Below are 13,909 nucleotides of genomic sequence, written 5' to 3'. Positions count from 1 at the left end.
CTGCGGAGGCTCAACCATGTGATGTGCCCGGAATCTGGGGAACAGTCAGGAGTTTCCATGCGTTCTCTCAGGTACGAGGTGTTCGATCAATTCATGAAGGAAGACGACGTGACCACGGCAACGCTCGACTGGGACGACATCGTCGCGGAGCACTCCGCGCGGGTCTACCGGTTGGCCTACCGCCTGACCGGCAACCGCCAGGATGCCGAAGACCTGACCCAGGACGTCTTCATCCGCGTGTTCAAGTCGCTCGACACCTATGAGCCGGGCAACTTCCCGGGCTGGCTGCACCGCATCACCACCAACCTCTTCCTGGATCGCGTACGCCGCAAGTCGCGCCTGCGCATGGACGGCTTCTACGAGGGCGCCGAGGAGAAGCTGCTGAGCTCTGAGGTGCTGCCGGAGTCCGCGGTCCACGACGCCAACTTCGACCCCGACATCGAGCTCGCGCTTGCCTCGCTGTCCGACGAGTTCCGGGTCGCCGTCGTGCTGTGCGACATCGAGGGTCTGTCGTACGAGGAGATCTCCGACGTGCTCGGCGTCAAGCTCGGCACGGTCCGTTCCCGCATCCACCGTGGCCGCACGCAGCTGCGCGAGACGCTCGCCCACCGTGCGCCCCGCAAGGGCCGGACCCGATTCGTGGGTCCGGTCGGGGTCTGATGGCTCATCTGGGTGCCGACGTCGCGGCGTTCGTGGACGGACAACTGTCCGAGCCCGCGACGCGCGAGGCGCTCACCCATCTGCAGTCGTGCGACGAGTGCGCCAAGGCGGTGCGTCAGCAGCGGCTGCTGAAGTCTCGGATGTCGACGGTTGCCGCCCCTGAGCCCCCTCCCGGCCTCCTCGCCTCGCTGTCCAGCCTGGCGGCCGCTCCGCCCGAGAACGACAGCTGGTGGGTCCGCATACGCCGCTCGGCACCGTTCCGTGCCGGAGTCGTGCTGGCCAGCGCCTCGGTGGCGGTCGTGATGACCGCCTACGCCGTCGGCGGCACCGACTCGCGGGTCGGCGACGAGGTCGCCCCGCCGTTCAACCAGTACGCAGCCGACTTCTTCGGCGCCACCGCTGTGCCGGCCGGCCATGTCATCGAGGACGCGACGATGACCAAGCTCGACGGCTCGGGCTGGCCGTGCCTCACGACCCTTGCCGGTGACATGCACCGCATCTCCGGCGCGTTCGCGGACCATGAAGAAGTCGTGGCGCTGAGCTACTCCAACGGCAGCAGCAAGCTCAACCTGTTCGAGCAGAACGGATCGCTCGACCACGACAGCATCAAGGACTTCGAGCCGGTCGAGATGGGCGGCTCCGACGTCTGGGTGCGCGAGGGCGAGCCGATGCTCGTGACGTGGGACGACGACGGCGTCGTCTACACGATCGTGACCGACGCCGATCGTGCCCGGGTCGAGCACGCGGTGTCCCAGCTGCCCCGCGGCTCGCACGACGAGACGCCCACGGAGCGCGTACGTGATGGTCTCGACCGCATGACGGCCTGGCTCGACGCGGCCTAGCCCGACTCGATCCAGTGGTCCGGCGGCACGCCAGGCTTCTCCGGCACCGCGCGCTGCTCCTCGCGCCACGCTCCCGCGCCGAACGCCCGGTCCGCGAAGCGGCGCCAGAAGCCGAGTGCTGCGACGTTGTCGTGCTGACACACGATCGCCCACGGCCCGTCGTGACGGCCGACGACGTCGAGGGCCAGGGCCATGCCAACCCCGTCGCGGCGCACGGCTGGGGCGATCCACATCGCGGCGAGCGACCGGCGGCTTGTCGTGAGGTCGTCGACGACCGCGAAGCCGATCGGGGCCGGCACGTGGGTGTGGGGATGGTCCTGCCACGCGATGTACGTCATGGTGTCGGGCGTGTGCTCGGCCGGGAGCCCGGCCGTCTGGTAGCGGCCGTCGGCGTAGGGGAGTGCGGAGACGATCGGTGCGAGGTCGTGGCGGAAGCACTGCCACAGCCACGCCACGACGGGCCACTCGTCAGCCTCGACCGGTCGAATCGTGATCGCGCCCACGACGCCATCATGGCACCGCGGGCCCAGCCCTCTAGGTCGACTCGGAGTCGTACGGCGGGGTCTCGCCGGGGCGCAGGATCCGCTGCTCCTTGGTCGGTGACGGTGTCGTGTCGTCGTCGAGGAAGTTCTTGCGGACGATCTCGCGCGGGTCGAGGTCGCGGAGGTTGAGGTCGGAGAAGTCCTCGCCCATCTCGCGACCCAGGTCGTTCTTGGCGTTCTCGGCCATCTGGCGGAGGGTACGCACGAAGCCGCCGGCCTGCTTGGCGATCTCGGGCAGCTTGTCGGGTCCGAACACGAGCAGGGCCACGACGAGGATGACGCCGATCTCGGGCAGGCCCATGCCGAACATGCGGCGCCTAGAGCCTTCCGGCCGGAGCGAGTCCCAGCTGCATGCCCGCAAGACCGCGTGAACGGCCACTGAGCTGGTCGGCCGCGCCTTGGAGGACCTTGGCGGCTTCGGAGTCGGGGTCGGTCTCGACGATCGGGTCGCCGGCGTCGCCGCCTTCGCGGAGGCTCTGGTCGAGCGGCACCTGGCCGAGCATCGGGACGTCGTAGCCGAACCGACCACTGAGGGTCTCGGCGACCTTGGCCGCTCCGCCGGAGCCGAAGATCTCCATGCGCTCGCCGCCGGGGACCTGGAGGTAGGACATGTTCTCGATGACGCCGACGACGCGCTGGTGCATCATCGAGGCCATCGTGCCGGCGCGCTCGGCCACGTCGGCTGCGGCGGGCTGCGGTGTCGTCACGACGACGACCTCGGCGTTGGGCAGGTGCTGACCGAGGCTGATCGCCACGTCGCCCGTGCCGGGCGGCAGGTCGAGCAGCAGGGCGTCGAGGTCGCCCCAGTAGACGTCGCTGAGCATCTGCACGAGCGCCCGGTCGAGCATGGGTCCTCGCCAGGCGACGACCTGGTCCTTGCGGGGCTTGAGCATGCCGATGCTGATGACCTTCATGCCCTTGACCGGGACCGGCATGATCATGTCCTCGACCTGGGTCGGCCTGAGGTCGCCGACCCCGAGCATGTCGGGGATCGAGTGCCCGTAGATGTCGGCGTCGATGATGCCGACCTTGAGACCGCGCTTGGCCATGGCGAGTGCGAGGTTGACCGTGACGGTCGACTTGCCGACGCCACCCTTGCCCGACGCGATCGCGAAGACCTTGGTCAGCGAGCCGGGCTGGGCGAACGGGATCTCCTTCTCGGTGCGGCCGCCGCGGAGCAGCTCCTGCATGCTCTTGCGCTGCTCGTCGGTCATGACGCCCATGTCGACGACGACGGCGTGGGCCGGCGCAACGGTGGCGATCGCAGCGGTGATGTCGCGGTTGAGGGTGTCCTTGAGGGGGCAGCCGGAGACCGTCAGCAGCAGCCGTACGGTGATCTGCGCTTCCTCGATCGTGACGCCGTCGACCATCCCGAGCTCGGTGATGGGTCGCTTGATCTCAGGGTCGTTGACCTTGCTGAGGGCTTCACGGACTTGCTCTTCGGTGACGACTGCCATGCCTCCATCGTACGGGGGCGCTCTTGCGGGAACGGCTGAGTGTGACCTAATCAGCCCAGCGCGACAGGCAGCAGGCCCCGGGGTGTGTGGCCGGCGATCTCGTCGAGCGCGGCGGCGAGCGAGGGGTGGGCGAAGTGGAAGTCGGACTCGCGGAGCGCGCGGGAGTCGACCCACCGGCTCTTGAGGACGAGCTCGGGCTCGGTGCGGATGATGCGCGCGCCCGCCTCGAGCGCCCAGGCCGGCAGCGGGACGCCGCGGTTGCGGCCGAGAGCCTCGCGGACGTGGTGCATCATCTCGGCGTTCGTCACGACCTCGGGCGCGGCGACGTTGACCGGCCCGGAGACCTCGGGGTGCTCGAAGAGATGGGTGATGGCCGCGACGACGTCGTCGACGTGGACCCAGCTGAGCTTCTGCTCGCCGTCGCCCATGCGCCCGCCGAACCCCATGCGCGCGAGGTTGATGAACGGGTTGAGCGCGCCGCCGCCGGCCCCCAGCACGATCGACATGCGCAGCGCGACCTTGCGGACCGTGGTGGTCGAGGAGAACAGCTCGTGCTCCCAGGCGCGAGCGACAGCGACCGAGAACCCGGTGCCGAGCTCGCCGCTCGCCTCGTCCATCGGCCGGTCGCGGGAGTCGCGATAGATCGTGCCGGTGCTCGAGTTGACCCACAGCCTCGGCGGCCGCGCGGTCGCGGCCAGTGCGCGGCCGAGCGCAGCCGTGGTCTCGGTGCGCGACGCGAAGATCGCGTCGGCGTTGCGCTTGGTGTAGCGGCAGCTCACCGAGCGGCCCGCGAAGTTCACGAGCAGGTCGGCGCCTTCCAGAGCGGCGACCAGGCTCGCCGGATCGGACCACGTCGCGTCGCTGGCCGCGCTGCGGCCGATCGTCCGTACGTCGGTGCCGCGGCTGGCGAGCGTACGGACGAGGTGCTGGCCGAGGTATCCGGAGGCGCCGGCGACGACTGCGGTTCTCAGCTCGGGATGGGTCATGCCTTTACCCTAGACCATTATTTGAACGTGTTCAATTCTGGGTGCTGCGAGGATGTCGGGGTGGGACACCTCGACCTCAACTCCATCAGCTTCACGTTGTCCGACGGGCGACCCTTGCTCGACGAGGTGAGCCTCCGCGTGGGCGAGGGCATGAAGGTCGCCCTGATCGGTCCCAACGGCAGCGGCAAGACGACGCTGACGCGCATCGCGACGGGTGACCTCGATCCCCATGACGGCGCCGTCACGATCTCCGGCGGCCTCGGCGTGATGCGGCAGTTCATCGGGTCCGTACGCGATGAGTCGACCGTGCGTGACCTGCTGGTCTCCGTCGCGCCGCCGGCGGTGCGCAAGGCCGCTGCCGAGGTCGACCGCATGGAGCTCCTGATGATGGAGCACGACGACGAGCGCACCCAGATGGCGTACGCGCAGGCGCTCGTCGACTGGGGTGATGCCGGCGGCTACGAGCACGAGGCGATGTGGGACATGTGCACCGTCTCGGCCCTCGGGGTGCCGTTCCAGAAGGCGCAGTGGCGCCAGGTCACGACCTTGTCGGGCGGCGAGCAGAAGCGTCTCGTGCTCGAGGCGCTGCTGCGCGGGCCTGAGCAGGTGCTCCTGCTCGACGAGCCGGACAACTACCTCGACGTGCCGGCGAAGCGGTGGCTCGAGGACGAGCTCGTGGAGTCGCCCAAGACCGTGCTGTTCGTCAGTCACGACCGCGAGCTCATCGAGCGCGTCGCCCAACGCATCGCGACGCTGGAGCCCGGCGCGGCCGGCAGCTCCTTGTGGGTGCACCCAGGGCGTTTCTCGACGTACCTGCAGGCCCGCATCGACCGCAACGCCAAGCTCGAGGAGCGGCGGCTGCGATGGGACGAGGAGCGCGCCAAGCTCAAGGCGCTCGTCGTGATGTATCGCGCCAAGGCGGCCTACAACGCCGACATGGCGTCGCGGCTCCAGGCCGCGGTGACCCGGCTCGAGCGGTTCGAGCGCGAAGGGCCGCCCGAGGCCGTCCCGATCGCCCAGAACCTGCGGATGCGGCTCGACGGTGGGCGTACGGCCAAGCGTGCGGTGGTCGCCGAGCAGGTCGAGCTCACCGGCCTGATGAAGCCGTTCGACCTCGAGATCTGGTTCGGCGAGCGCGTCGCGGTCCTGGGCAGCAACGGCTCCGGCAAGTCGCACTTCCTGCGCCTCCTCGCCGGCGGCGGGTCGCGTCCCGACATCGAGCACGAGCCGGTCGGCGACGTCATCCCGCCGCCGGTCGACCACACCGGCATGGCCAAGCTGGGGTCACGCGTACGTCCGGGCTGGTTCGCGCAGACCCACGAGCACCCTTCACTGCTCGGCCGCACGCTCCTCGAGATCCTGCACCACGGCGACGGGCACCGTACGGGCATGGGGCACGAAGGATCGGCCAAGGCGCTCGACCGCTATGGCCTCGCCAAGGCGGGTGACCAGGTCTTCGAGCAGCTGTCGGGCGGCCAGCAGGCGCGGTTCCAGATCCTGCTGCTCGAGCTGTCCAACGCGACGCTGCTGCTGCTCGACGAGCCGACCGACAACCTCGACCTGCACTCGGCCGAGGCACTGGAGCAGGCCCTGTCGACGTTCGAGGGCACGGTGGTGGCGGTGACTCACGACCGCTGGTTCGCCCGTGGCTTCGACCGGTTCCTGGTGTTCGGCGCCGACGGCCGGGTCTACGAGTCCGACGAGCCGGTCTGGGACGAGACCCGCGTGGCCCGCGACCGTTGAACCCGGGCACCGGCCCTCGCGATGTGTGAAGTTCCAGGCGCTATCGGCGGGCTGAGACGTACACAGGTCCACACATCGCGGCGATGGGGACGTCAGTCCTTGGGGTCGTCCTCGGCGTCGCGCTCGTCGAGGTCGGCCATCAGGCCGCGCAGCTCGCCGCGGATGAAGTCGCGGGTGGCCACCTCGCCGAGACCGAGGCGCAGGCTCGCGACCTCGCGGGCGAGGAACTCCATGTCGGCGTTGGCCTGAGCCGTCGCGTCGCGGTCCTGCTCCTGCGTGACCCGGTCGCGTGCCTCCTGGCGGTTCTGCGCGAGCAGGATCAATGGCGCGGCATAGGACGCCTGCAGCGACAGGATCAGCGTGAGGAAGATGAACGGGTAGTCGTCCCAGCGGTGCCGGTCGGGCCCGTACGGCATGTTCCAGCCGATCCAGACCACGACGAACACCGTCATCCACGCGATGAAGGTCGCCGTGCCGAGGAACCGGGCGGTCGACTCGGCGAACCGGCCGAAGCGCTCCGGGTCGGGATCCCGACGGCCGCGGAACGAGCGGCGTACGGAACGCGGTTGGTCGAGGCGGGCGCGGTCAGCCATGCGTGACCACCTCCGACTCTGTGTCGTCCTGCTCACGCCAGCCTTCGGGCAGCAGGTGGTCGAGCACGTCGTCGATGGTCACCGCCCCGAGCAGGTGGGAGTTCTCATCGACGACGGGCAGCGCGACCATGTTGTAGGCGGCGAGCAGGTTGGCGACGTGCTCGAGCGACGCCTCGGGGCGCGGCCAGTCGATGTCGTTGTCGACGATCGCGCTGACCAGCGTCGAGGGCGGCTCGCGCAGCAGTGCCTGGAAGTGGACGATGCCGAGGAACTTCCCGGTCGGCGTCTCGAGCGGTGGCCGGCACACGTAGACCATCGACGCGAGCGCCGGGATGAGGTCGGGGTTGCGGATGCGTGCCAGCGCCTCGGCGATCGTCGCGTCAGGCGGCAGCACGACGGGCTCGGTCGTCATCATGCCGCCGGCGGTGCGCTCCTCGTAGGTCAGCAGGCGGCGTACGTCCTCGGCGTCGTCAGGCTCCATCAACGCGAGCAGCGCCTCGGCGACGGCGGTGGGCAGCTCGCCGAGCAGGTCGGCGGCGTCGTCGGGATCCATCTCGGTGAGCACGTCGGAGGCCCGCTCGGGGTCGAGCACGCCGAGGATCTCGACCTGGTCCTTCTCGGGCAGCTCCTCGAGGACGTCGGCGAGGCGCTCGTCGTCGAGCTCGGTGACGACCTCCATGCGGCGCTTGGGGGCGAGGTCGCGCAACGCGTTGGCGAGGTCGGCCGCGCGCATCTCGTCCATCGTGGCGAGCAGGTGGGTCGCGCCCTGGCCGGTCTCCTCGGTGGTCAGGCCGTTGACCTGGTCCCACTCGAGCACCTGGTGCGGGCCGCGACGCCCGAACCGCTTGCCGCCACCCTGCACGGCGACGTCGCTGACGTACCAGTCGCGCCGTGGGTCCTGCTCCATCGCGAGGTCGTAGACCGTGCCGGTCGAGCCGTCGGGCAGCGTCACGGTGCGGTCGAGCAGCTCGTGGATCGCGAGCGTCTCGGTGCGGCGCTGCACGAACTTGCGGACGTTGAGCACGCCCGTCGTGATGATCTGACCGGAGTCGAGCGACGTGACGCGGGTGATCGGCAGGAACACCCGGCGCCGCCCCAGCACCTCCACGACGAGCCCGAGCACGCGGGGACGCTGACGCGCGGAGCGCACGGCGACGACGACGTCGCGGAGCTTGCCCACCTGGTCGCCCGCGGGGTCGAAGACCGCCTGGCCCACGATGCGGGACAGGAAGATGCGTCCGGGCGTTGCGCTCACGCTCGAACTCTACCGTCGAGCCCTGCCCCGAAGGTGGGACCTCAGCGCGGCGGAACTGGTCGGAGCAGGCTGATCGTCGCGGCGTCCGGCTCGCCGCCGAAGTGGCGCTCGATCAGCAGGGCGATCGTGGGGTGGGCAGCGACTTGGGCGAACAGCGTCAGGGAGGAGTGCAGCTTCTGCGCGTCGACCGGCCCGAGCACGTCCGGCATCGCGACATCGCCGAGTCCGGCAAGCGCCTCGCAGCACGCTGCGTAGCGGGGCCATAGCACCTCGTGCGTCGCGTACGCCCCGGCCTCGTCAAGCGTCGCGATGGCATAGCGGAGCGCCATCTCGCTGCGGCCCAGCCCGGCGACCTGCGGGAAGACGAACCACATCCAGTGGCTCGTCTTGCGGCCGGCCCGCAGCTCGGCGAGCGCCCGGTCGTACGTACCGCCGTCCTGCGCGTCGACGAACCGCTGCAGGTCGTAGGGATCGGTCACGAGAGGTGCCGGGGCTGGCGATCGGTCTTGTGCGAGTCGTCGGCGCCCACGTCGTCCTGCGCGGCACCCACGTTGGCCTCGTCCTGGGTGGGGTGCGGCTCGAGGCGGACCATGACGGACTTGGAGGTCGGCTGGTTGCTGCCGGTCGCCGTCGAGTCGAGCGGCACGAGCGGGTTGGTCTCGGGGTAGTAGGCCGCGGCGGAACCGCGAGGGGTGTCGTAGGGGACGATGCGGAACCGTTTGGCGACGCGCGTGACGTCGTCGCCGTCCCAGTGCGAGACGAGGTCGACCAGGTCACCGGGTGCGAAGCCCTGCGCCGCGATGTCGTCGGGATGGACGAACACGACCCGGCGGCCGTCCTCGATGCCGCGGTAGCGGTCGCTCAGGCCGTAGATCGTGGTGTTGAACTGGTCGTGGCTGCGGAGCGTCTGCAGCACGAGATGCCCGTCGGGCACGTGCAGCAGCTCGATCGGCGAGGGCACGAACTCGGCCTTGCCGCTCGAGGTCTCGAACGTTCGAGAGTCGCGCGGGGGATGCGGAAGCACGAAGCCGCCGGGCCGGTCGACGTTGTGCGTGTATGCCTCGCAGCCCGGCACGACGCGCGAGATGTGGTGCCGGATGATGTCGTGGTCGATCGCCATCGCCGACCAGTCGATGCCGTGCCGGCGGCCGACGGTGGCCTCCGCCAGTCCGGCGATGATCGCGACCTCGGAGCGTACGTGCGGGCTGATCGGCGGCAGGACACCGCGCGAGGCGTGGACGGCCGACATCGAGTCCTCGACCGTGACGTACTGCTCGCCGGCCGGGGTCACGAGCTTCTCGGTGCGGCCCATCGTCGGCAGGATCAGGGCGGTGTCGCCGCACTCGACGTGCGAGCGGTTGAGCTTGGTCGACACCTGCACCGTCATGGCGGCGCTGCCCAGAGCCTTGGCGGTGACCTCGGTGTCGGGGGCGGCCTGGACGAAGTTGCCACCGAGTCCCATGAAGAACGACGCCTTGCCGTCGCGGAGCGCGCGAATCGCGTCGACCGTGTCGAGCCCGTGCTTGCGGGGCGGGTCGAAGCCGAACTCGGACTGCAACGCGTCGAGGAAGTGCTCGGGCACGCGCTCCCAGATCCCCATCGTGCGATCACCCTGGACGTTGGAGTGGCCGCGTACGGGACACAGTCCCGCGCCCCGCTTGCCGATGTCGCCACGGGCCAGCGCGAGGTTGGCGACCTCGCGGATCGTCGCGACGGCGTTGCGGTGCTGGGTGAGGCCCATGGCCCAGCAGTAGATCGTGGCGTCCGAGCCGCGGATCAGCTCCGCGGCCTCGGTGATCTGGGCGCGGGTGAGGCCGGTCGCGGACTCCACGACGTCCCAGTCGACGGCGCGTACGTGCTCAGCCCACGCCTCGAAGCCATGCGTGTGCCGCTCGACGAACTCGTGGTCGACGGCGTCCCACTCCAGCAGCAACGAGCCGAGCGCCTGGAACAGCGCGAGGTCGCCGTTGATCTTGATCGGCAGGTGCAGGTCGGCGATGTCGGTGCCCTTGCCCACGACGCCGCGAGGCTTCTGCGGGTTGCGGAAGTTGACCAGTCCGGCCTCCCGCAACGGGTTGATCGCGATGATCTTGGCGCCGCGGCGCTTGGCGATCTCGAGCGCGGACAGCATGCGCGGGTGGTTGGTGCCGGGATTCTGGCCGGCGATCACGATGCACTCGGCGTCGTAGATGTCGCGCAGGCTGACGCTGCCCTTGCCGATCCCGATCGACTCGGTCAGGGCGGTGCCGCTGGACTCGTGGCACATGTTGGAGCAGTCGGGCATGTTGTTGGTGCCGTAGGCGCGCACGAACAGCTGGTAGAGGAACGCGGCCTCGTTGGACGCCCGGCCCGAGGTGTAGAAGATCGCCTCGTCGGGTGAGCCCAGCGCGTTGAGGTGGTTCCCTATCAGCCGCAGCGCCTCCTCCCAGCCGATCTCCTCGTAGTGCGTCCCACCGGGCCGCTTCACCATGGGGTGCGAGATGCGGCCCTGCTGACCCAGCCAGTACTCGTCGCGGGCCGACAGGTCGGCGATGCTGTGCCGCGCGAAGAACGCCGGATCGGCACGGTCCTTGGTCGCCTCCTCGGCGACGGCCTTGGCGCCGTTCTCGCAGAACTCGGCGGTGTGCCGGTTCTCCGGGTCGGGGTCCGGCCACGCGCAGCTCATGCAGTCGAAACCGTCGGCCTGGTTGAGCTTGAGCAGGGTCTTGGCGGTGTTCTTGAGGCCCATGTGCGACAGCGACCGTTGCAACGACACGCGTACGCCGGTGACCCCCGCCGCGGTCCGCTTGGGGTCGTGGATCTCGAGCTCGTCCTCGTTGATCGTGTCGTCAGGCATGTCAGGCTCTCCTCGGCTCTCAGCTTCCCGCTACCCGGATGCGCGACCTCAACGCGTGAGATGCGGTGACGTGTGCCGGATCGAGGTGGTGATCTGGTCCGGCAGCGAGATCTCGTCGGTCGGCACGAGGCGCACCACGACGGACTCGGTGGCCCATCGCTCGATCGCGTGGTCGCCGTCGGCGAGGTTGAGGCGACCGGCCTTGAGAGCCAGGGTCACGGCGTCCCAGTGCTCGGAGTCCGGTGTCACGACCTCGACCCTGGCCTTGACCTCGGCGACCAGGGCTCGCGTCGACTTGCTCCGCAGGCTCAGGATCACGGTGTCGTGCCGCTCGATGTCGGGCAGCGGCTGCTCCGTGCCACCGGCGACGACGCACACGGCGCCGTCGATCCACTCGTGCCACACCGCGCGGGTGTGCCCGGCGTACGAGATCCAGACGAGTCCGGACTTCTTGGCGAGCTCGGCGACGAGGTCGGTGCGGTTCACACGGTTCAGCGTACGGCTGCCCGGCTGCGGCGCGAGGTCGCTGCCTCCGCCGGTGCAGCGACCGGTGCGGTGCCGGTGGCCTCGCGCTCGGCCAGGCCGCGGACGAACGTACCGATCTCGTCGATCGCCGTCCGTGCTTCGGGCACCCACGAGGCGGCGGCCTGGAACACGTGGACCTGGCGGTCCCACACCTGCAGGTCGCACGGCACGCCGGCCGAGACGAGCCGGTTGGCCATCAGCTCGGCGTCGGCCATCAGCACCTCGTTGGAGCCGATGTGGATCAGGGCGGGGGGCATGTCGGCGAGCGGCATGTTGACCGGGTCGACGCGACGGCCCGAGATGCCACGGCGGGTGTCCATGCGCAGCGAGACGTCGGTGAGCTTGGCAACAGCCCTCATCGGGAACGTCTCGCAGCGGTTGGCGTTGCGGTGGCCCTGCTTGCCCGCGGGGTCGAAGTCGAGCAGCGGCGAGATCGCGACGACGCCGGCCGGCTGGCCCCAGCCCTTGTCCATGACCGCTCTGGCGACGCTGAAGGCGAGGTAGCCGCCGGCGGAGTCGCCCGCGATGGTGATCTCTTCAGGGGCATAGCCCTGCTCGAGCAGCCAGCGGAAGCCGTCGACGCCGTCGGCGACCGACTCGGTGATCGGCTCGTAGGGCATCTGGCGGTAGCCGACGTTGAGCACGGGCTGCTTGGCGGCGTACGAGATGCGGGACACGAGGCGGCGGTGTGTGTTGAGCCCGCAGGTGAGGAACGCCCCACCGTGGAAGTAGAGGATCGCGCCGCGGTTGCCGCCGTGGATGTCCGAGACGCCCTTGGCCTGCAGCCACTCGCTGCCGCAGTCGGCGAGGTCGACGGACCGCCACATCGTGCCCTCGTGCACCGGCAGGATCCGGGCGATCTGCTCGACCACGTTGGGCGGGAAGACGTCGAACGGCAGGCGGGCCCACGCGCCGAGCAGAGGGCGTACGGTGTGGCGCAGCCCGAAGCCGAGAACGCGGGACTGGACGCTCGCTCCGCGGAAGAACTGCGGTTGAGCGGCCAGCGACAGATGCGGAGCCATCGGAATCCCTTCAGACTGTCATGCAACTGTGGTTTACCCACCGCCATGGTGAACAGTCGTTAACGAATACTTCACACAAAGTGACTTGCGCCACATGCGATCGTTAGCGTACTGCCAGTACGTCCAACTTTTCGTGAGGATTGCCGATGTCGTTCATGCCACCCACGGACTCGATGTTCCTGCTGGCGGAGAACCGGGACCATCCGATGCACGTCGGCGGCCTCCAGCTGTTCGTGCCGCCTGACGGAGCGGGCCCCGAGTTCGTGCGCGAGATGCTCGAGGCGTTCCGGCAGACCGACAACATCTCGCCGTTGTTCCGCAAGCGTCCGGGCGAGCCTGTCGGCACGCGGTGGAAGAGCGACGAGACGATCGACTACGACCACCACGTACGCCACTCGGCCGTGCCGAGCCCAGGCCGCATCCGTGAGCTCCTGCAGCTGACGTCCCGGTGGCACGGCTCGCTGCTCGACCGGCGTCGGCCCCTCTGGGAGGTGCACGTCGTCGAGGGCCTGCAGGACGGCCGGATCGCGGTCTACACCAAGGTGCACCACGCCATGGTCGACGGCGTCTCGGCGTTGCGGCTCATGCAGCGCTCGCTGAGCGAGGACCCCGACGCCCAGGACTGCCTGCCGCCCTGGGCGCTGCCCGCGCGCAAGCCGTCGTCCGACAAGCGCGGGTTCGACCCATTGGCCCTCGTACGTACCGGGGCGGGTGCTGCGGGTGACATCGCCGGGCTCGTGCCGGCCGGGCTCAAGATCGCCAACCAGATCATCCGCGAGGGCGACGTCACGCTCCCTCGCGCCCCCAAGACGATCCTCAACGGCTCGATCGGTGGCGCTCGACGGTTCGCCGCCCAGTCGTGGGAGATCGAGCGCATCCAGCGGGTCGCCAAGTCCTCGGCGACGACGCTCAACGACGTGGTCCTCGCGATGGTGTCGGGCGCGCTGCGGGACTACCTGCTCGAGCAGCACGCCCTGCCCGACGAGCCGATGACGGCGATGGTGCCGGTGTCGCTGTCGCTGCGGGCCGAGTCGGCGGGCAAGGACACCGGCACCGGCAACGCGACGGGTGCGATCATCGTCAACCTCGCGACCGACCGCGACCAGGGGGCGACCCGCCTCGAGGAGATCTCGTACTCGTCGCGGCAGGCCAAGAAGATCCTCAGCGACCTCACCCCGACCCAGATCCTGGCGTTCTCGGCGCTTCAGATGCTGCCGCTGGCGTTGACGCCGATTCCCGGCTTCGTGAAGTACACGAACCCGCCGTTCAACGTCGTCGTGTCGAACGTGCCTGGGCCCAAGAATGAGATGTACTTCAACGGCTCACGCCTCGACGGGATGTATCCGGTGTCGATCGTCACCGACGGACTCGCCCTCAACATCACGCTGACGAGCCGGGCCGGCTACCTGGACTTCGGCCTCATCGGCTGCCGCCGCTCCGTCCCTCAC

At 69.5% G+C, this 13,909-nt stretch carries 14 protein-coding genes; 4 read left to right on the top strand and 10 right to left on the bottom strand.

Annotated features, from left to right (window positions below):
- Window positions 1–93 precede the first annotated feature (93 nt).
- Entirely contained in the window at window positions 94–660 is a 567-nt protein-coding gene (gene sigE, locus ASC61_RS02320) for an RNA polymerase sigma factor SigE (RefSeq protein WP_056215196.1), read from the top strand.
- Complete coding sequence (locus tag ASC61_RS02315) at window positions 660–1,502, top strand: anti-sigma factor family protein (protein WP_056208761.1); 843 nt, start codon at window positions 660–662, stop codon at window positions 1,500–1,502. Before sigE ends, ASC61_RS02315 begins: the two co-directional genes overlap by 1 nt.
- On the opposite strand, the gene ASC61_RS02310 is transcribed toward ASC61_RS02315, so the two are convergent.
- Genes ASC61_RS02310 through ASC61_RS02295 form a run of 4 tightly spaced genes read right to left on the bottom strand, consistent with a single transcriptional unit; the run spans window position 1,499 to window position 4,487 of the window.
- Entirely contained in the window at window positions 1,499–2,005 is a 507-nt protein-coding gene (locus tag ASC61_RS02310; RefSeq protein WP_056208759.1) for a hypothetical protein, read from the bottom strand. The genes ASC61_RS02315 and ASC61_RS02310 overlap by 4 nt on opposite strands.
- A 31-nt stretch (window positions 2,006–2,036) precedes the next feature.
- Window positions 2,037–2,354 carry a sec-independent translocase gene (locus ASC61_RS02305; protein WP_056208757.1) on the bottom strand — a complete coding sequence of 106 codons (318 nt, stop codon included), beginning with the start codon at window positions 2,352–2,354 and terminating at the stop codon, window positions 2,037–2,039.
- A 7-nt stretch (window positions 2,355–2,361) separates the two neighbouring features.
- Window positions 2,362–3,501 (bottom strand): Mrp/NBP35 family ATP-binding protein, encoded by a 1,140-nt coding sequence (locus tag ASC61_RS02300; protein WP_056208754.1) that lies wholly within the window; start codon window positions 3,499–3,501, stop codon window positions 2,362–2,364.
- Window positions 3,502–3,551: 50 nt separating this feature from the next.
- Entirely contained in the window at window positions 3,552–4,487 is a 936-nt protein-coding gene (locus ASC61_RS02295) for a TIGR01777 family oxidoreductase (protein ID WP_056208752.1), read from the bottom strand.
- Between the two features lie 60 nt (window positions 4,488–4,547).
- On the opposite strand from ASC61_RS02295, the gene ASC61_RS02290 reads away from it, so the two are divergent.
- Window positions 4,548–6,230, top strand: coding sequence for an ABC-F family ATP-binding cassette domain-containing protein (locus ASC61_RS02290; RefSeq protein ID WP_056208749.1), 1,683 nt, complete (start codon window positions 4,548–4,550; stop codon window positions 6,228–6,230).
- A 92-nt stretch (window positions 6,231–6,322) separates the two neighbouring features.
- Here the strand turns inward: ASC61_RS02290 and ASC61_RS02285 are convergent, their stop codons facing one another.
- From ASC61_RS02285 to ASC61_RS02260, 6 genes are read right to left on the bottom strand one after another with little or no spacing between them, the layout of a single operon-like run.
- Entirely contained in the window at window positions 6,323–6,823 is a 501-nt protein-coding gene (locus ASC61_RS02285; RefSeq protein WP_056208747.1) for a DUF1003 domain-containing protein, read from the bottom strand.
- A complete protein-coding gene (locus ASC61_RS02280; protein WP_056208744.1) occupies window positions 6,816–8,078 on the bottom strand; it encodes a magnesium transporter MgtE N-terminal domain-containing protein in 1,263 nt (420 codons plus the stop codon). The genes ASC61_RS02285 and ASC61_RS02280 overlap by 8 nt, the downstream gene beginning before the upstream one ends.
- Window positions 8,079–8,119: 41 nt before the next feature.
- Window positions 8,120–8,557 (bottom strand): DUF1810 domain-containing protein, encoded by a 438-nt coding sequence (locus tag ASC61_RS02275; protein WP_056208741.1) that lies wholly within the window; start codon window positions 8,555–8,557, stop codon window positions 8,120–8,122.
- Window positions 8,554–10,914: an FdhF/YdeP family oxidoreductase gene (locus ASC61_RS02270; protein WP_056208738.1), complete on the bottom strand. Its 2,361-nt coding sequence runs from the start codon at window positions 10,912–10,914 to the stop codon at window positions 8,554–8,556. The genes ASC61_RS02275 and ASC61_RS02270 overlap by 4 nt, the downstream gene beginning before the upstream one ends.
- 48 nt (window positions 10,915–10,962) lie before the next feature.
- A complete protein-coding gene (locus ASC61_RS02265) occupies window positions 10,963–11,400 on the bottom strand; it encodes a hypothetical protein (protein WP_056208735.1) in 438 nt (145 codons plus the stop codon).
- 5 nt (window positions 11,401–11,405) lie between these two features.
- Window positions 11,406–12,461 carry an alpha/beta hydrolase gene (locus tag ASC61_RS02260; protein ID WP_056208732.1) on the bottom strand — a complete coding sequence of 352 codons (1,056 nt, stop codon included), beginning with the start codon at window positions 12,459–12,461 and terminating at the stop codon, window positions 11,406–11,408.
- A 146-nt stretch (window positions 12,462–12,607) separates the two neighbouring features.
- Here ASC61_RS02260 and ASC61_RS02255 point away from each other — a divergent pair.
- Window positions 12,608–13,909, top strand: a 1,302-nt coding sequence (locus ASC61_RS02255; RefSeq protein ID WP_235503458.1) for a WS/DGAT/MGAT family O-acyltransferase, incomplete at its 3' end; no start/stop codon positions are given.

Source organism: Aeromicrobium sp. Root344 (genome assembly GCF_001425755.1).
In the GTDB taxonomy this organism is placed as follows: Bacteria; Actinomycetota; Actinomycetes; order Propionibacteriales; family Nocardioidaceae; genus Aeromicrobium.
Note: the sequence above shows the minus strand (reverse complement) of the source record. Positions and strands in the feature narration are given on the sequence as shown.